Genomic DNA, 15767 nt, shown 5'->3' with positions numbered 1-15767 from the left:
CGGGTCGATTGCGTGCGACCGATCCCCGCTCTCCGCACCCGGCCGATCACGCCAGGGCGATCCGGAACGGCGCCCCCTCGTAAGCCTCGGCGCCGCGCCCGATCCCGGCGATCGCCGCGCTCATCCGCCCCTCGCGCCCGAGCAGGCGGTCGGCGATCTCCACGAACAGCCGATTCGGCGTGGCGCTCGGCGCGAGGTGCCGCAACTCCTGCGCGAGGTCCGCCTCGCTCACCGATGGCCGCAGGGCGCAGGCCGCCGCATAGGCCGCCGCGGTCGAGCGGCTGATGCCGGCGTAGCAGTGGATCACCATCGGCCGCTCGCGCGGCCACGCCGCCGCGAAGTCGAGAACCGCCCGCACATGCGCCTCACCGGGCGGCAAGTGGCCTTCCAGCGGCGCGGCGATGTCGCTGAAGCCGACCCGGAGATGGTGTTCCGGGCGGATCGCGGCCGGACGCTCTACCGTGCTGCCCAGCGTCGCCAGGGTAATAAGATAACTTGCGCCGCTCGAAGCGACGGTCTCGGCCAAGCGCGAGAGAGGGCAGATGTGAAGGCTCGGCATTGTCTTGTCTGTCTCACGCTCCGCGCTGGAGCGCCTCGAAGCGGGTGCGATAGCACGCCTCCGCCTCCGCCGTCGGCCATCCGGCCACCAGCCGCTCGATGTCGGCGGACAGCGGCTCCGGCAGGACCGGAAGGCGACCGAAGATCCCATCGGCCTCGGCTTGCGAGAAGCCGGCGAGCCGGGTCGCCTCGATCGCCGCGGCGATCCGGTCGGCACGCTTGACCAGCCGCGACAGGGCCGGGGAGGGCGCGCCGAGACCGAAGCGCTGGCGGATCGCCGCGAGCAGGCGCCGCTCGACGCTGCGATAGGCGTCGCCGATCGCGTTCTTCAGCGGCGAGATGATGTCGCCGATGACGTATTCGGGCGCGTCGTGCAGCAACAATTCGAGCCGCTCCGGCCTCCCGATCCGCGGATCGAGGCCGCCGCCGATCGCTTCGACCAGCAGGGAGTGCTGCGCCACCGAGAAGACGTGCGGCCCCGCCGTCTGCCCGTTCCAGCGGGCGACGCGGGCGAGTCCGTGGGCGATGTCGGCGATCTCGACATCGAGCGGCGAAGGGTCGAGCAGGTCGAGCCGCCGGCCCGACAGCATCCGCTGCCAGGCGCGCGGCGGCTTCGCGGTGGCTGTCACGGATGGCGGCCCTCGCCAAGACTCTTGCCAAGACTCTTGCCAAGAGCCGCGCAGGCGGCGTGGCGGTGGCAGCCGGTGAGGTGGTCGTTGACCATGCCGACCGCCTGCATGAAGGCGTGGACGATGGTGGGCCCGCAGAAGGTGAAGCCTTTTGCCTTCAACGCCTTGCCCATCCGTCTTGAGACGTCGGTTTCGGTCGCGATCTCGGCCCGGCTCGCCGCCTTCGTCTGGATCGGCCGGCCGTCGCAGAAATCCCAGAGGAAGGACGAGAAGCCCGGCCCCGCCTCTTCGATCGCGAGCCATGCCCGCGCCCCGTTGATCGCGCCGCGGATCTTGGCGCGGTTGCGGATGATGCCGGTGTCGCCCATCAGCCGCTCGACATCGGCCTCGGTGAAGCGGGCGACCCGCTCCGGCTCGAAGCCGGCGAAAGCGCGGCGGAAGCCCTCGCGGCGGCGCAGGATGGTGATCCACGACAGGCCCGCCTGGAACCCGTCGAGGATTAGTTTTTCGTACAAGGCGCGCGCGTCGAACTCGGGCACGCCCCACTCGGTGTCGTGATAGGCGACGTAGAACGGGTCGAGCCCTGGCCACCAGCAGCGCGGGCAGCCGTCGGGATGAAGGATGAGGCCGGAGGCGTCCGCGCTCATCCGGCGGCGGCCGTGTCGGAGGGAAAGGCGAAGGTGGCGAAGTCAGGCTTCATCACACCCGCCACCGTGCCGCCCGCCCGCACCGGCTCGTCGGCGGCAAGCGCGTCGCCGAGACGGTCGAGGCGGATCGTCGCCAGCCCCCGATCGCCCGCGCGGCTGCCCGTGACACCGAGGCTGCGCGCGCCCGCGGTCACCTCGGTGCCGGGCTCGGGCGCCGGACCGTCGCGGTAGACGATCGGCAGAATGCGGGTGCGGGCGGTGCCGCGGTGCTGCATGCGCGAGACCACCTCCTGGCCGACATAGCAGCCCTTCTTGAAGTCGACGCCACCGAGCTGATCCATCAGCGCCTCGTGTGGGAAGGCGTCGCTGAGGGCAAAGTCGCGCCCGCCCTCCGGCACGCCGAGGCCGATGCGGTGGGCGTGATACGCGTCCTCCGTCGCATCCGCCGAGAAGGCGCCTTGCGAGAAGTACAGCCGCTCGCCCAGCGCGGGCAGGCGCCCGTCGCGCACGCGCACGGTTTCCGCAGCCGTCTCGGCGCCGTTCCAGGCTGCGGCGACACCGAGAGTCGGATCGGCGGCGATGCTCACCTTGGCCCGCAGGCGGTAGAGGCCGAGCCGCTTGACGAGATCGGGCACGCGCTCGGCCGCGACATCGAGGCGGAAGCCGTCCCCGGTGCGCGACACCAGGAAATCGAACTGGATCTTGCCCTGGGGCGTCAGCAGCGCGCCGAGCCGCGCCTCACCCTCGGGCAGGGTCTCGACGTTGCAGGTGAGGATGCCTTGCAGAAAGGGGAGCGCGTCCGGCCCCGACACGGCGACGACGGCACGGTCCGGCAGCAGGGCGATCGGCATGGCATCTCCTTCGGGCGCAGCGGCGTTGCGTGCATGGGACGCCTGACATAAGCCGCGCCTATCCTCGTCTCAATCGCATGATGCGAACCGGGAGAGCCCGATGGAAGCGCCTTTCGACCTCGTCCTGTCCGGCGGCACGCTGGTGAACCACGACGGCGAGCACAGCGCCGATCTCGGCATCCGCGGCGGACGCGTGGCAGCCATCGGCGATCTCTCGGGCGCGGCGGCTGCCGAGCGGCGCGATTGCCGCGGCCTGCACCTCCTGCCCGGCGTGATCGACAGCCAGGTGCATTTCCGCGAGCCCGGCCTCGACCACAAGGAGGATCTGGAGACGGGCTCGCGCGCGGCGGTGATGGGCGGCGTCACGGCGGTGTTCGAGATGCCCAACACCAACCCGCAGACCACGAGCGCCGCGGCGCTCGCCGACAAGGTCGCCCGCGCGCACCACCGGATGCATTGCGACTTCGCCTTCTGGGTCGGCGGCACCCACGAGAATGCGGGCGAGGTGGCCGAGCTGGAGCGGCTGCCGGGAGCGGCCGGGATCAAGGTGTTCATCGGCTCCTCCACCGGCTCGCTGCTGGTCGAGGACGATGCGGGCGTGCGGGCGATCCTGAGCCGCATCCGCCGCCGCGCCGCCTTCCATTCCGAGGACGAGCCGATGCTGCGGGAGCGGAAAGGGCTTCGCGTGCCGGGCGATCCCGCTTCGCACCCGGTCTGGCGCTCGCCGGACGTTGCGGTGAAGGCGACCGAGCGGCTGATCGCGATCGCGCGGGAGACGGGCGCGCGCATCCACATCCTGCACATCTCGACCCGGGACGAGATGCCGATCCTGGCCGACGCCAAGGACGTGGCAAGCGTCGAGGTGACACCGCACCACCTGACCCTCGACGGCAGCGAGGCCTATGCCCGGCTCGGGACGCTGGTGCAGATGAATCCGCCGGTGCGCGATGTCGGGCATCGCAACGGAATCTGGCGCGGGCTGTCGCAAGGGATCGTCGACGTGCTCGGCTCCGACCACGCGCCGCACACGCTTGCAGAGAAGGCCAAGCCCTATCCGGATTCTCCCTCGGGCATGACCGGCGTGCAGACGCTGGTGCCGATCATGCTCGACCACGTGGCGGCCGGCCGTCTCTCGCTCGCCCGCTTCGTCGACCTGACCAGCGCCGGCCCCAAGCGCCTGTTCGGCATCGCCCGGAAAGGGCGGCTCGCGATGGGCTACGATGCCGACGTCACCGTGGTCGATCTCAAGCGGCGCGAGACCATCCGCAATGAATGGATCGCCTCGAAATGCGGCTGGACGCCCTATGACGGCGTCACCGTCACCGGCTGGCCGGTGGGCACGGTGGTGCGCGGCACGCCTGTGATGTGGCAGGGCGAGCTGGCCAACCCGTCGCGGGGCGAGGCGGTGGTGTTCGAGGAAGCGCTGCCGGCGCAGGCGGAGACGGGAAGATCCTGACCGTCGCCCGAGCCGCGAAACTTACGATCTGGCTCGAGGCGATTCCGTCGTGAGACCGCTTCCGGTCGATCGTTCGGCTTTGTCTCTCACCGTCATCGCGAGGCGAAGCCGAAGCGATCCAGGGCGCGACCTGTCCGGCAATGTCGCGGTGCTGGATCGCTTCGCTGACGCTCGCGATGACGGTGAGGGACCAAACTGATCAGGCGGAGGTTGGATGAGCCGCGCATCCCCTCAGCCCGCAGATGGGGAAAGGGGCCGGCTCCGTCCGATCGCCGAGACGGCCTCTCAGTGCTGCAGTGTCGTGGTGAAGCCGCCGCCGCGGATGCGCTCGGGCAGGGTCTCGGCGTAGCGGGCGGTGGCGTCCTCGCCGTAGGTGGCGACCAATTCCTGGAAGGCCGCGAACAGGGCGGCCTGGGCCATGCAGTCGCCGTCGATCCCGTCGAGACAGCCTTCCGCGAAGGCCTCCGTCACGAGGCCGAGCGCGAGGCGCTTGCTCTCCGCATCGACGTCGAAGGCAGCGGTGTCGGTATCGTGGATCATGGCGGACGGCTTCGCTTCTCGGCCGGAACGGTGCCGGCAAGACATCGCCACGATACGGCAGCCTTCACGGGCCGGGAAGCAGGGAATTGCGAAGAGGTTAATGCGAAGGGGCAATTGCGAAGGAATTTTGCAACGGCTCCGGGGTGTGGCGCTCCCGCAACAAACGCTGCCCTATCCGCCGAACCGCCCGGCGATGGCGTGCGAGAGCCGCTCGCCCTCGGCGATGTAGCGGCGGGCGGCCTCGCCCGCGGCGGGCGTGCAGATCCGGTAGGTCAGGCTGTAGCCGCGAAAGCCCCGGTTGTAGGCGCCGGCCAGCCGGTCGCGGCGGCTCGGGGTGACGCCCTCACTGTCGAGGATCGCCTTCATCTGCGCCGGCCACTCGGCGGCGTCCGGCTCGGCGCAGAGGCTGCGCAGGAAGGCGAGCGCCCCGACGATCTCGGAGAGCCGCATCAGGTCGCGGTCGTAGGGCGCGGGCGGCGGCTCGGCCGGGGGCGGCGGCTCCTTCTCCTTCTCCTTCTCGGGCGGCTTCGGAGCGGATCGGGCTGGGCTCGAGCGCTGCTGGGCGAACGCCTCCGCCGCCGGGATGAGGGCGAGCAAGGTTGCGAGGATCAGCCGCATGATCAAGCTGAAAAGATTCGCTCCTACGCCGCCATCGAGAGGCGCCTCTCGATGGAATCGAGCGCGGGGCTCCCCTCTCCCCGTGTGCGGGGAGGGGGGATTCACGGGAAGCCGCCGGGAACCGATCGAACCCCTCATTGCGAACCTTCAGCCACCTGACCCACGCGGGAGAACGCCTCGCGCAGGGTGTCGATCAGTCCCGGCGTGGTGACCAGCCCCGCGATTTCGTCGAGATGCGCCCAGCGCACGGCGAGCGCCTCCGGCCCCGGCACCGGCTCGACCGCGCGCCAGAGCGCGGCATGAGGGTGGATCACGTAGTGGTGGCGGATGCGGCCGGCCTCGTCCCGCAGGATGATCTCGGTCGGCGTCAGGCTCGGGCCGACCACCTCGGCGAGCGCGCCGACCTCCTCCTGCAATTCGCGAAGCGCCCCCTCGGCAAGGGATTCACCGGCCTCCAGCAGGCCGCCGGGCAGGGTCCAGACGCCGCGCACCGGTTCGTTGGCACGCGCGGCGAGCAGCACGCGGCCGTCGCGGATCACCGCGATCGACACGCCGATCAGCGGGCGGGCCGGAAACAGCCGCCCGTCATCCGGCCCCCTGTCCTCCTGCCCGGCGCCGCTCACGGAGCCGGCACCGCGACGAGACGGCCGTCGGCGAGGCCGACGAGAATGGTTCGGGCGGTTCCGCCGACCTCGAGCACGGCGATGCCGTGGGCGGCCGGGGCGGGCAGGGGGATGCGCGCCCGCTCCTCCGGCGTGCCGCCCTTGAGCGAGACCAAAGCCAGCGCCCCGCGGCCCGCCACCGGAAGGGCGAGATCGGGCGGCGTGCCGGTGCGGGGAACGGCGGCGGCGAGATCCGCTCCCTCACCCGCGGCCGGGCCGGCATAGCCCGGCCGCTCGCCGGCGAGGCTGAAGACCCCGTCGGCGAAGCGCCAGAGCTGAAGCACGCCGGCGCCATCGGGGGCGCGGATCGCGGCGACCTGCGGCTGGCCGGCTCCGGTGAAGTCGGCGAGGCCGGCAAGCGCTAGCGGCGCACCGTCGGCGTCTTTGCCCGCCTGCGGCGGCGTCTGCGCCGCGAGCGTCCAGGCGCCGTCCTTGCCCTTCGCGGCCAGCGCCAAGCCGGAGCCGGTCGCCCCCTGCGCGGTCACGGCGACCACCGCCGGGCGGCCGTCGAGGCGGGTGATCCGCGGCGCGCGGCCGGCGAAGACCCGGTCGTCCCCCGGCGCCAGGGTCTGTGTCGTCACCGGCACCGCCTTCGGCTCGGCGGTGACGCCGAGCGGCTGGCGCTCGCGCAGGGTCAGCACGGCGCCCTGGCCCGGCGCCCCGCCGAGAGCCCGCGTCGGCCCGGTGAGATAGGCACTCAACGGGCCGTCGAGGGCGCGGCGCGAGCCCGGCACGGCGCCGCGCGGCGTCTCGGCGGCGGCGAACCCCTCGATCGCCTCGGCGCCGATCAGCGTGGTGCGCAGACGTTCGCCGTCGAGGCTGAGCACGGCGCCGCCGTCCTCGCCCCAGACCACGACGACGGCGGGCGGCGCGGTGCTCGCGGTCGACAGGCTCGCCTTGGCCTTCGGGTCGGCGCTGACGGGGGCACGGGCGAGCGGTAGCAATCCGGAGGTCGCGACCGCGAGCGCCACGTCGCTGCCGGGGCCGCGCATCGCCTTGATCGCGAAGGGCAGCGTCACCGGCTCGACCTGCGACCGCTCCCGGGTCCCGTCCCCCGCCGCGAGGGCAGGGAGGGCGATCAGCGTCAGCAGGGCGGAGAGAACCGCCCGGCGTTCAGACATGCTGGCCGCCGTTGATGTGGAGTTCGGCGCCGTTCACGTAGGAGGAGGCCTCGGTGCAGAGGAAGTAGATCGCCTTGGCGACCTCGTCCGGCGTGCCGAGGCGGCGCTGCGGGATCTGCTCCACCAGCTTGTCGGTGCCGGGCGAGAGGATCGAGGTGTCGATCTCACCGGGTGAGATCGCGTTGACGCGCACGCCGAGCGGCCCGAAATCCGCGGCCATCTCGCGGGTGAGGCCGGCCAGCGCCGCCTTCGAGGTGCCGTAGGCGGCACCCGCGAAGGGGTGGACCCGCGAGCCGGCGATCGAGGTGACGTTGACGATCGAGCCGCGCGCGCGTTTCAGCTCGTCGCACAGGCCCCGCGCCAGCAGGATCGGCGCGAAGAAGTTGACCTGGAAGACACGGGCCCAGTCCTCGTACTCGGTGGTGAGCGCACCGAGCCGCTCGCCCGCCGGCCCTTTGGGCGAGATGCCGGCATTGTTGACGAGCGCGTGCAGCAGGCCGCCCTCGGCGGCGAGCCGCTCGGCCACCTCCCGCACGCCGCGCACCGTATCCGCCGCATCGGCGAGATCGACCTGGAGGTGGTCCTCCGGTCCCATCTCCCAGGGGCAGTTCTCGGGGAAGGCGTGGCGCGAGCAGGTGATGACGCGCCAGCCCGCGGCGGAGAAGCGCTTGACGGTGGCATGCCCGATGCCGCGGCTCGCGCCGGTGAGCAGCATCACCCGTCGACGGTCGTTGGATGAGGCCAAGGCCGGGATCCCTCGCTGCCCGCACGCACCGCGGTAAGCGGGCTTGAGCGGGTCTTCGCCCCAGGGATAAGCCGCGCCCTGCCGGAAATCCAGGGCGGCGCTGCATTGCGAAAGGCACCGCAGAGGCGGCGGCCTGAAAGCCGGCGGCTCCGCCCGCTCTGCGCGCTTGTTCTGCCGCGGCCTTCATGCAACCCCAGGGCAGGGATCGTGAGTTCAAGGGAACGGGCGCGTGATCGGACCAGTGGCGGAACAAGGGATGCGACGCGCGTGAGCGAAGCGGAAACGAGGCCGACCGTCCTCGTCGTGGAGGATGATGCCGTGATCCGGCACGCCGCGCTGGAGCTGATCGCCGAGGCGGGATTTGCTGTCCGCGAGGCCTGCAACGGCAACGAGGCGATCCGCCTGCTCGACGCGGTTCAGGAATCGGGCGAGACGGTCTGCGTCGTCGTCACCGACATCGACATGCCGCTCGGCATCGACGGCATCAAGCTCGCCGCCTGCATCGACCGGCGCTGGCCGGACATCGGCATCGTCATCACCTCGGGCAAGGTGCGACCCGCCCCCGGCGACGTGCCGACCGACGGCCTGTTCATCCGCAAGCCCTATACCGAGGAGAGCCTGATCTCGGCGATCCGCTCGGTGATGCGGTGAAGGGCCCCGGCCGAGTCCGGGGCCTCGACTTCAGGGATAGAGCCGCGCGCGGGCCCAGCCGTCGCCCTCGCGGGTGAAGCGGACGCGGTCGTGCAGGCGGTAGGCACCGTTCTGCCAGAACTCCAGTTGCACCGGGGCGATCCGGAAGCCGAGCCAGTGCTCGGGGCGCGGCACCGGGCCGTTCTCGTACTTCTCGGACAGGGCGGCGACCTCGGCCATCAGGGTCGGGCGGTCGAGGAGCGGGCGCGACTGACGGCTGGCGACGGCGCCGATGCGGCTGTCGCGGTGGCGGCTCTCGAAATAGGCGTCGGCCTCCTCGATCGTCACGCGGGAGACGGGGCCGCGGGCGCGGATCTGCCGGCCCAGGGACTTCCAGTACAGCACCGTCGCCGCCTGTGGGTTGGCCAGCAATTGCTCGCCCTTGGCCGATTCGGCGTTGGTGTAGAAGACGAGCCCGCGCGGATCGTAGCCCTTCAGGAGCACCACCCGCACGTCGGGCAGGCCGTCGGGGCCGGCGGTGGCGAGCGCCATGGCGTTGGCGTCGACGGGCTCCGCGGCTTCCGCCTCGGCCATCCAGGCGGAAAACAGCGCCCAGGGGTCTGACGATAACGTGAAATCCTGTGGGTGGACCGGATCTCCGCCGGTATCACCCTCTCTTAACCGATCGATGGCCATTTTCGTCCCTGTGGCAGCCGGGTCGGGGGGCACCGACGTCGGGCAGCACACCCGTCGGACCCCGTTTCTGTCTCGAGTTCAGGTGTAATGCGTCTGCGTCCGTGTAAAGCCCTCGCTCGTGCGCGCTCCGCCGAAGGGGTGTCCCAAGGGACGTGCGAAGTGGCGTGCGAAGGGACGTCCGGTCCGGCGCGCGAGCCCGCGCCCCGGCATGGCGGCCCGGCCCGGCTCGCGGGCCTTCTGGCGCTCGGCCTCGTGATCTCCTGCGGCGGCTGCAGCGGGCCGATCCTGTCGTTCAAGGCGGAGGAACCGCCGGCCGCCCCCGAACCGCTCGTGACGGGCAGCATCCCGAAGCGGCCCGCGAGCTTCGGACGCGACCTCGACGGCGAGGATTGGCGCCGGGCCCACGCCGCGCTCTCCGTCGCCCTCGATCCGCAGGGCAACGGGCGCCCGGTGAAGTGGGAGAATCCGGAGACCGCCATGCGCGGCGCGATCAACCCCACCGGCCTGCCCTACGTCGCCGGCGACGAGATCTGCCGCGACTTCCTCGCCACCGTCGTCGGCGGCGCCAACAGCCGCTTCGTGCGCGGCACGGGCTGCAAGCCCTCCGGCGGCGAGTGGGAGTTGAAGCGGCTGCGCGCCTCCGTCAACGCGAAGTCCTGAGGCTGTCCCGGCGAGGCTAGGCAAGAAACCGGCCGCGGAGCGGTGATGACGATCCTCGCGGGTGTTGCAGAACCGCAACGAGCTTCCCACGTTGAAGCCAAGCGGCAGAGGCCGTATCCCTGCACGGTTGCGACCCCCACAAAAGAATCCCGATGCGAAACCCCTACGACGTTCTGGGTGTGCCCAAGGGCGCGGGTGAGGCCGAGATCAAGAAGGCCTTCCGCAAGCTCGCCAAGGCGTACCACCCCGACAGCAACAAGGATCCGAAGGCCGCCGAGCGCTTCGCGGAGGCGAACACGGCCTACGAGATCCTCGGCGACAAGGAGAAGCGCGCGCAGTTCGACCGCGGCGAGATCGACGCCGAGGGCAAGCCGCGGGCGACCGGCTTCGAGGGCTTTTCCGGCTTCGGCGGCGGGCGCGGCGGCTTCGACTTCGAGGGCTTCACGCAGAGGCGCGGCGGTGGCGCCGGGGCCGGGCCCGGCGGGGTCGGCGAGGACTTCATCAGCCACATCTTCGGCGAGGCCTTCCGCGCCGGCGGTGCGGGGGCCGGCGGGTTCTCCCGCGGCGGGCCGACCCGCGGGGAGGATGTCGCGGCCGAACTCAGCGTCACGCTCGAACAGATCGCGGGCGAGGAGAAGATGCGCATCGGCCTGCCCGGCGGGCGCGACGTCGACGTGATGATCCCCAAGGGCGTCGTTGACGGCCAGACCATCCGCCTGCGCGGCCTGGGCGGCGCGGGCGGCCCCCGCGGCGAGCCGGGCGACGCGCTGCTGACCATCCGCGTCCTGCCCCATCCGGTGTTCAAGGTGGAGGGCGCGGATCTGCGCGCCACCGTCGATCTGCCGCTGGAGGACGCGGTGCTCGGTGGCTCCCTGCGGGTGCCGACACTGACCGGCGCGGTCGAGATGAAGGTGCCGGCGATGACGAGTTCCGGCCGCACCTTCCGCCTGCGCGGCAAGGGCCTGCCGAAGAAGGACGGCAGCCGCGGCGACCTCTTCGCCACAACCGCCATCGCCCTGCCGGCCGGCGACGACGCGGCACTCACTGACTATGCCCGCCGCCGCCGCGAGGCGAAGGCCGGGACGGCGTAACAGCTCGGGCAAGCCTCGCGGCTCGCCGAACGGGTGAGAGCCGAGAAGCCGCGTGAGAGCCAGTGTGCCGTATGGCAGGCTCGAAGAGCGCCTGCGGAGCGGCCTCGGCTTTTTGCCGAGGCGTCGAGCGGAGCGAAAGCCCAAGGCGCCGAGGATGCCCGCAGAGGTCGCCGCCGGCGCCGGAGGCCGAAACAAGAAAACCCTGATCGCCCCGAGGCGATCGCGAGCGCCTTCAGGCTTCCCCCTCCGGCCACCCTCCGCTAAGGAAGCCCCCGGCGCAGGGCCGTCCCGTGAGAGACGCCCGCGCGGCCGAAGCGAAGGTGACGCATGTCGGAACAGAAGCCGGGCGGGCTGCTCGCGGGCAAGCGCGGGCTGGTGCTGGGAGTGGCCAACAACCGCTCGATCGCCTGGGGCATCGCCCGAAGCGCCGCCGCGCACGGGGCGGAACTGGCCTTCACCTACCAGGGCGAGGCGCTGAAGAAGCGCGTCGAGCCGCTAGCGCGCGAACTGAACGCACACGTGGTCGGCCATTGCGACGTCACCGACCCGGCCTCGATCGACTCCGCCTTCGCGGCGACCGCCGAGGTGTTCCCGGAAGGGATCGATTTCGTCGTCCACTGCATCGCCTTCTCCGACAAGGACGAGCTAACGGGGCGCTACCTCGAGACCTCGGAGGCGAACTTCACCAAGTCGCTGCTGATCTCCTGCTACTCGTTCACCGCGGTGGCGCAGCGGGCGGAGAAGATCATGCGCGAGGGCGGCTCGATGCTGACCCTGACCTATTACGGCGCCGAGAAGTGGATGCCTCACTACAACGTGATGGGCGTCGCCAAGGCCGCGCTGGAGGCCTCCGTACGCTACCTCGCCGCGGATCTCGGCCCGAAGCAGATCCGCGTCAACGCGATCTCGGCCGGGCCGATCAAGACGCTGGCGGCGTCGGGCATCGGCGACTTCCGCTACATCCTCAAGTGGAACGAGTACAACGCGCCGATGCGCCGGACCGTGACCATCGAGGAGGTCGGCGAGACGGCGGCCTACCTGTTCTCCGACATGTCCCGCGGCATGACCGGCGAGATCCTCCACGTCGATGCCGGCTACCACGTCGTCGGCATGAAGAACCCCGACGCGCCGGACATCACCCGCGAGCGGGACTGAGGCTCAGCCCTCTTCCCCGAGCCTGCGGCGCCAATCCTCCACCGCGCCGCTCGCGAGCCTGCGGGCGGCGAGCGAACGCCAGGATTCGGTGAGCGCCGCGAGGCCGGCGATCTCCCGCAGGGCCGCCGCATCGAGGCGATCGACGTAGAAGTGGTGCAGGAGCCGCGACAGCGGCCAATCCGGGTGCGGGCGCTCGACCAGGTCCAGCGCATCGCCGGCCGCCACGAACCCTTCCTCGATCACGCGATAGTACCAGCCGGTGCGCCCGCTCGCCTGCACCCTGCGCGCCATGTCCGACACGCCAAAGCGCAGGTTCAGCTTGAAGCAGGGCTGGCGCGCCTGAGAGACTTGGAGCAGGGCGCTGCCCGCGCGCCACAAGTCGCCGACGCAGACATCATGCTCGGTGAGGCTATGGGTCGAAATATTTTCACCGAAGGCACCGGGCCGCTCCAGCAGGTCGGGCAGGCCCGGCAGCTCCGCTCGCCAGGCGGCGGCGTGGTCGAGGGCGTAGTGGTGAACGGCCTTTTCCGGGCCGCCATGGAAGCGGCGGTCGGCCTGCGCGTCGCCTGAGAGACCGAGCGGCCCCACCGCGACGGGTCCTTCCACGGAGGTCTTGGCGATGGCGCTCGTCGCACTCCCATCCCCGAGCGGCGCGACGCGCCCGGTCAGAACGGCCCCGATCACGATCCGCATCGCTCACAAATCCTCGTCGGAAAACCCGCCAGAGCGCCGCAGGCCGTCGATCGCCGTCGCCCCCTCACGCTTGAGCACGAGGCGGGGGCTCACGCCACCGGTCTCGGCGACCGCCGCGGCGAGCCGCTCGGAATGGGTCACGAGCCAGACCTGGCTGCGCTTCGAGGCGTCCACGATCATCCGCGCCAGCGGCTCCATCAGGTCGGGATGCAGGCTGACCTCGGGCTCGTTGAGCGCGAGGAAGGGCGGCAGCCGGTAGGCGAGCAGCGCGCCCGCGAGCGCGAGGTAGCGCAGCGTCCCGTCGGAGAGTTCGGACGGATCGAAGATCCGCTTCGGATATTCGGAGAAGATCACGCCGAAGCGCGCCTCGCGATCCGGTGGCGGGACTACGAGGCGGGCGCCGGGAAAGGCGTCGGCGAAAGCCGCGTCGAGGTCGCCCGTGTCGCCACGGATATGGGCTAGCGTCGCGAAGACGGCAGCGAGGTCGGCACCGTCGGAGGCCAGCATCGGCGTCGTCACCGCGAGGCAGGGGCGGCGCAGCGGCGAGGCGGCATCGGTGCGCACGTCGTGGTAGAAGCGCCACGCGCCGAGCGCCTGCCGCACGATCTGCAATTCAGGAAAGCGCACCGCGTCCTGCAACGCGGCGAGCGCCGTCTCGGTCGGCAGCAGATCGGTGCCGAACGGGCGCTTGCGGCCCTCCTCGTCGCGCACGAAGCCAGCCGGCCCGTCGCGGTCGAGCACCGTGACCGGCCGCGTCCCGGCCTGCACGACGAGCCGCTCGGTCTTCACCTGCGGTTCCAGGGCGAAGGCCGCCCCGTAGGTCGCGCCGCCCACCTGCGGCACGAGGCCGACCTCGACCGCGTAGGTGAAGGTGTGGCCGGTCGCATCGTCGGACAGCTCGGCGGACAGCCGCACCCGTACCGGTTCGCCCCTGCGGCGGGCGCCGGCCCAGAGCACGGATTCCATGCCCCCCTCGGCCGCAAGCGCCCGCGTCAGCGTGCCGGCGGCGGCCGCCTGGAGCAGGGAGAGCACGCGGTAGAGGTTGGTCTTGCCGGTGCCGTTGCCGCCGACGAAGACCGTGAGCGGTCCGACCGGAAAGCGGATACTCCTCAGCGAGCGGTAGCCGGCCGCCTCGATCTCGCGAACCGTCGGCATCGGCGCTTCCCTCAAGCCTGGGTGGGCGTCGATCTAAACGGCCTCCAGAACGATTCTGGAAGGCGTTCCCGTGAGGACGCTCGAATTCAATCCGGTACCTTGATGCCCTCCAACCCCGCGCGCGGCTCGGGAAAGCGCGGATCCATCGCCTCCAGCGTGTCGGCGATGGTCTGGGCGACCATGACGTTGCGGGCCCATTTGCGGTTGGCCGGCACCACGTGCCAGGGGGCGTAGGGCGTCGAGCAGCGGGCGAGCGCGTCGTTGAAGGCGGTCTGGTAGGCGTCCCAGCTCTTGCGCTCCACGAGGTCGGCGGGGTCGAACTTCCAATGCTTCTCCGGGTCGGCGAGGCGCGCTTCCAGGCGCTCCTTCTGCTCGTCCTTGGAGATGTGGAGGAAGAACTTGAGGATCACGGTCCCTGAGAGCGTCAGCAGCCGCTCGAAATCGTTGATGAGCCCATAGCGCTCGCGCCACGTCTCCTCCGGCACAAGTCCCTTCACCCGCACCACCAGCACGTCCTCGTAATGGCTGCGGTTGAACACGCCGATCAGGCCGCGGCCGGGCGTGCGCAGGTGGTAGCGCCAGAGGAAGTCCTGATCGAGTTCCTCCGCGTTCGGCACCTTGAACGACCAGACCCGGCAGCCTTGCGGGTTCACCCCCTCCAGCACGTGGCGGATGGTGCCGTCCTTGCCGCCGGTGTCGATCGCCTGGAACACCACGAGCAGGGAGCGGCGGCGCTCGGCGTAGAGCTTTTCCTGAAGGAGCTTGATCCGTGCGCGCTGCGTTTCCAGCGCGGCCTTGGCCTCGGCCTTGTCGAGGCCGCCGGTGGCGCTGGGATCGATCGCGGCGAGATCGACGCTCCGGCCGGGCTCGACCGTGACGATGCCGGGCGCGGCCGGCGGCAGCACCGGGTGGAGATGCGGCGACAGGCTCGGCGCCGTGCCGCTGCCCGCGATCGCGGCCCGGGCCCAGCCGGCGAAGGAGGGCGGGTGGTCGCGCCAGCCCGCCTGCGACCTTGTTTCCACGGCCTTGTCGGCCGCATTGTCACCGGAGGAGCCTCTACCGTCCTTGCCGTTCTTGCGCGCCATACCGAAGATTATCCGCTCACGAGCCATTCGCGAGGCCACCGATGCGGGCCCGCAGGAAGGGAAAAGCTTGGAGCCCCAACAGATGCGCCGCCTACGCCGTTCCCGATCCGGCGCATCGGGGTCCGCGCGGGGATGGGCCGGCCGCGTCGGAGCGGCGGCATGAGCGGGGTGCCGACGATCTGGTTCGTGCGCCACGGCCAGACCGACTGGAACGCGGAAGGCCGGCTTCAGGGCCACCGCGACACCGATCTCAACGCCAGCGGGCTCGCCCACGCGGCGGAGGCGGCCGAGCGCCTGCGCCGCATCGCCGGGGCCGAACTGCCGACGGCCGATTACGTGGCGAGCCCGCTCACCCGTGCCCGGAAGACGATGGAGATCCTGCGTACCGGCATCGGCCTGCCCTCCGCCGGATACCGTGCCGACGGACGGCTGAAGGAGATCGGGTTCGGTGCCTGGGAGGGCCAGACCTGGGCCGAGATCCGGCGCCGCGATCCCTCGGGCGCCGCCGCGCGCGACCGCGACCGCTGGGGCTACCAGCCGCGTGGGGAGGGCGCGGAGAGCTATGCCATGGTCGAGGCGCGGGTGGAGGAGGTGGTGACCGAATTACGCCGCCCGACCGTGATGGTCGCCCATGGCGGCGTCGCCCGGGTGCTGCTGGTCATCCTCGGCCATCTCGACATCTACGCCGCCCCGCGGCTCGGCATCCGCCAGGGCAGCATTCTCGTCATCGAGCCCAAGGGCTGGCGCTGGGCGTGAGCCTTCGAGACAGGCGCGG

Annotated in this window: 19 protein-coding genes; 6 read left to right on the top strand and 13 right to left on the bottom strand. The window is 71.3% G+C overall.

All coding sequences use genetic code 11. The features are described 5' to 3' along the window. Nucleotides 1-46 precede the first annotated feature (46 nt). The 4 genes from LPC10_RS21985 to LPC10_RS21970 are packed head-to-tail and all read right to left on the bottom strand — an operon-like array spanning nucleotide 47 to nucleotide 2685. Nucleotides 47-559: a tyrosine phosphatase family protein gene (locus LPC10_RS21985; RefSeq protein ID WP_231344371.1), complete on the bottom strand. Its 513-nt coding sequence runs from the start codon at nucleotides 557-559 to the stop codon at nucleotides 47-49. Between the two features lie 13 nt (nucleotides 560-572). After that, nucleotides 573-1148: an HD family hydrolase gene (locus LPC10_RS21980; protein WP_231347118.1), complete on the bottom strand. Its 576-nt coding sequence runs from the start codon at nucleotides 1146-1148 to the stop codon at nucleotides 573-575. Between the two features lie 35 nt (nucleotides 1149-1183). Next, entirely contained in the window at nucleotides 1184-1834 is a 651-nt protein-coding gene (locus LPC10_RS21975; RefSeq protein WP_231344370.1) for a DNA-3-methyladenine glycosylase I, read from the bottom strand. Beyond that, nucleotides 1831-2685 (bottom strand): folate-binding protein YgfZ, encoded by an 855-nt coding sequence (locus LPC10_RS21970; protein ID WP_231344369.1) that lies wholly within the window; start codon nucleotides 2683-2685, stop codon nucleotides 1831-1833. Before LPC10_RS21970 ends, LPC10_RS21975 begins: the two co-directional genes overlap by 4 nt. Nucleotides 2686-2785: 100 nt before the next feature. On the opposite strand from LPC10_RS21970, the gene LPC10_RS21965 reads away from it, so the two are divergent. Further along, nucleotides 2786-4141 carry a dihydroorotase gene (locus LPC10_RS21965; RefSeq protein WP_231344368.1) on the top strand — a complete coding sequence of 452 codons (1356 nt, stop codon included), beginning with the start codon at nucleotides 2786-2788 and terminating at the stop codon, nucleotides 4139-4141. 285 nt (nucleotides 4142-4426) lie between these two features. Here the strand turns inward: LPC10_RS21965 and LPC10_RS21960 are convergent, their stop codons facing one another. From LPC10_RS21960 to LPC10_RS21940, 5 genes are all read right to left on the bottom strand, one after another. After that, nucleotides 4427-4681, bottom strand: coding sequence for a hypothetical protein (locus tag LPC10_RS21960; protein WP_108941991.1), 255 nt, complete (start codon nucleotides 4679-4681; stop codon nucleotides 4427-4429). Between the two features lie 171 nt (nucleotides 4682-4852). Continuing rightward, nucleotides 4853-5299 carry a TIGR02301 family protein gene (locus tag LPC10_RS21955; protein ID WP_231344367.1) on the bottom strand — a complete coding sequence of 149 codons (447 nt, stop codon included), beginning with the start codon at nucleotides 5297-5299 and terminating at the stop codon, nucleotides 4853-4855. Nucleotides 5300-5433: 134 nt separating this feature from the next. Next, a complete protein-coding gene (locus LPC10_RS21950) occupies nucleotides 5434-5922 on the bottom strand; it encodes an NUDIX hydrolase (protein ID WP_231344366.1) in 489 nt (162 codons plus the stop codon). After that, nucleotides 5919-7082: a hypothetical protein gene (locus LPC10_RS21945; RefSeq protein WP_231344365.1), complete on the bottom strand. Its 1164-nt coding sequence runs from the start codon at nucleotides 7080-7082 to the stop codon at nucleotides 5919-5921. The genes LPC10_RS21950 and LPC10_RS21945 overlap by 4 nt, the downstream gene beginning before the upstream one ends. Next, nucleotides 7075-7797 (bottom strand): SDR family NAD(P)-dependent oxidoreductase, encoded by a 723-nt coding sequence (locus LPC10_RS21940; RefSeq protein WP_231347117.1) that lies wholly within the window; start codon nucleotides 7795-7797, stop codon nucleotides 7075-7077. The genes LPC10_RS21945 and LPC10_RS21940 overlap by 8 nt, the downstream gene beginning before the upstream one ends. A gap of 297 nt (nucleotides 7798-8094) precedes the next feature. Between LPC10_RS21940 and LPC10_RS21935 the strand changes: the two genes are divergently transcribed. Then, nucleotides 8095-8478 (top strand): response regulator, encoded by a 384-nt coding sequence (locus LPC10_RS21935; protein ID WP_231344364.1) that lies wholly within the window; start codon nucleotides 8095-8097, stop codon nucleotides 8476-8478. Nucleotides 8479-8508: 30 nt separating this feature from the next. Here LPC10_RS21935 and pdxH read toward each other — a convergent pair whose 3' ends face one another. Continuing rightward, nucleotides 8509-9153: a pyridoxamine 5'-phosphate oxidase gene (gene pdxH / locus LPC10_RS21930; protein WP_231344363.1), complete on the bottom strand. Its 645-nt coding sequence runs from the start codon at nucleotides 9151-9153 to the stop codon at nucleotides 8509-8511. 87 nt (nucleotides 9154-9240) lie between these two features. Here pdxH and LPC10_RS21925 point away from each other — a divergent pair, with 87 nt between their 5' ends. The 3 genes from LPC10_RS21925 to fabI all read left to right on the top strand — a co-directional run bounded on the left by LPC10_RS21925 (nucleotide 9241) and on the right by fabI (nucleotide 12059). Next, complete coding sequence (locus tag LPC10_RS21925) at nucleotides 9241-9813, top strand: RT0821/Lpp0805 family surface protein (protein WP_370644597.1); 573 nt, start codon at nucleotides 9241-9243, stop codon at nucleotides 9811-9813. Between the two features lie 152 nt (nucleotides 9814-9965). Further along, nucleotides 9966-10904 carry a DnaJ C-terminal domain-containing protein gene (locus LPC10_RS21920; protein WP_231344361.1) on the top strand — a complete coding sequence of 313 codons (939 nt, stop codon included), beginning with the start codon at nucleotides 9966-9968 and terminating at the stop codon, nucleotides 10902-10904. 327 nt (nucleotides 10905-11231) lie between these two features. Beyond that, nucleotides 11232-12059 (top strand): enoyl-ACP reductase FabI, encoded by an 828-nt coding sequence (gene fabI, locus LPC10_RS21915; RefSeq protein WP_012456504.1) that lies wholly within the window; start codon nucleotides 11232-11234, stop codon nucleotides 12057-12059. Nucleotides 12060-12062: 3 nt separating this feature from the next. On the opposite strand, the gene LPC10_RS21910 is transcribed toward fabI, so the two are convergent. The 3 genes from LPC10_RS21910 to LPC10_RS21900 form a co-directional block, all read right to left on the bottom strand. Continuing rightward, nucleotides 12063-12752, bottom strand: a complete 690-nt coding sequence (locus LPC10_RS21910) for an MOSC domain-containing protein (protein ID WP_231344360.1) — start codon at nucleotides 12750-12752, stop codon at nucleotides 12063-12065. 3 nt (nucleotides 12753-12755) lie between these two features. Then, a complete protein-coding gene (locus tag LPC10_RS21905) occupies nucleotides 12756-13907 on the bottom strand; it encodes an AAA family ATPase (protein ID WP_231344359.1) in 1152 nt (383 codons plus the stop codon). Between the two features lie 86 nt (nucleotides 13908-13993). Next, the gene (locus tag LPC10_RS21900) at nucleotides 13994-14992 is read right to left on the bottom strand and encodes a polyphosphate kinase 2 family protein (protein ID WP_231344358.1); all 999 of its coding nucleotides are present in this window, start codon (nucleotides 14990-14992) and stop codon (nucleotides 13994-13996) included. Nucleotides 14993-15151: 159 nt separating this feature from the next. On the opposite strand from LPC10_RS21900, the gene LPC10_RS21895 reads away from it, so the two are divergent. Further along, nucleotides 15152-15748 carry a histidine phosphatase family protein gene (locus tag LPC10_RS21895; protein ID WP_231344357.1) on the top strand — a complete coding sequence of 199 codons (597 nt, stop codon included), beginning with the start codon at nucleotides 15152-15154 and terminating at the stop codon, nucleotides 15746-15748. The last annotated feature ends 19 nt before the right edge of the window (nucleotides 15749-15767 follow it).

Origin of the sequence: Methylorubrum sp. B1-46, assembly GCF_021117295.1 — a bacterium.
Taxonomy (GTDB): domain Bacteria; phylum Pseudomonadota; class Alphaproteobacteria; order Rhizobiales; family Beijerinckiaceae; genus Methylobacterium.
The sequence above is the reverse complement of the archived record's forward strand: the minus strand, read 5'-3'. Positions and strand labels throughout refer to the sequence as shown.

Bases quoted from the DNA above. Each gene is read 5' to 3' on its own strand.
- LPC10_RS21985 (WP_231344371.1), bottom strand. From the start codon at position 559: ATGCCGAGCCTTCACATCTGCCCTCTCTCGCGCTTGGCCGAGACCGTC.
- LPC10_RS21980 (WP_231347118.1), bottom strand. From the start codon at position 1,148: ATGCTGTCGGGCCGGCGGCTCGACCTGCTCGACCCTTCGCCGCTCGAT.
- LPC10_RS21975 (WP_231344370.1), bottom strand. From the start codon at position 1,834: ATGAGCGCGGACGCCTCCGGCCTCATCCTTCATCCCGACGGCTGCCCG.
- LPC10_RS21970 (WP_231344369.1), bottom strand. From the start codon at position 2,685: ATGCCGATCGCCCTGCTGCCGGACCGTGCCGTCGTCGCCGTGTCGGGG.
- LPC10_RS21965 (WP_231344368.1), top strand. From the start codon at position 2,786: ATGGAAGCGCCTTTCGACCTCGTCCTGTCCGGCGGCACGCTGGTGAAC.
- LPC10_RS21960 (WP_108941991.1), bottom strand. From the start codon at position 4,681: ATGATCCACGATACCGACACCGCTGCCTTCGACGTCGATGCGGAGAGC.
- LPC10_RS21955 (WP_231344367.1), bottom strand. From the start codon at position 5,299: ATGCGGCTGATCCTCGCAACCTTGCTCGCCCTCATCCCGGCGGCGGAG.
- LPC10_RS21945 (WP_231344365.1), bottom strand. From the start codon at position 7,082: ATGTCTGAACGCCGGGCGGTTCTCTCCGCCCTGCTGACGCTGATCGCC.
- LPC10_RS21940 (WP_231347117.1), bottom strand. From the start codon at position 7,797: ATGCTGCTCACCGGCGCGAGCCGCGGCATCGGGCATGCCACCGTCAAG.
- pdxH (WP_231344363.1), bottom strand. From the start codon at position 9,153: ATGGCCATCGATCGGTTAAGAGAGGGTGATACCGGCGGAGATCCGGTC.
- LPC10_RS21925 (WP_370644597.1), top strand. From the start codon at position 9,241: ATGCGTCTGCGTCCGTGTAAAGCCCTCGCTCGTGCGCGCTCCGCCGAA.
- LPC10_RS21920 (WP_231344361.1), top strand. From the start codon at position 9,966: ATGCGAAACCCCTACGACGTTCTGGGTGTGCCCAAGGGCGCGGGTGAG.
- fabI (WP_012456504.1), top strand. From the start codon at position 11,232: ATGTCGGAACAGAAGCCGGGCGGGCTGCTCGCGGGCAAGCGCGGGCTG.
- LPC10_RS21910 (WP_231344360.1), bottom strand. From the start codon at position 12,752: ATGCGGATCGTGATCGGGGCCGTTCTGACCGGGCGCGTCGCGCCGCTC.
- LPC10_RS21905 (WP_231344359.1), bottom strand. From the start codon at position 13,907: ATGCCGACGGTTCGCGAGATCGAGGCGGCCGGCTACCGCTCGCTGAGG.
- LPC10_RS21900 (WP_231344358.1), bottom strand. From the start codon at position 14,992: ATGGCGCGCAAGAACGGCAAGGACGGTAGAGGCTCCTCCGGTGACAAT.
- LPC10_RS21895 (WP_231344357.1), top strand. From the start codon at position 15,152: ATGAGCGGGGTGCCGACGATCTGGTTCGTGCGCCACGGCCAGACCGAC.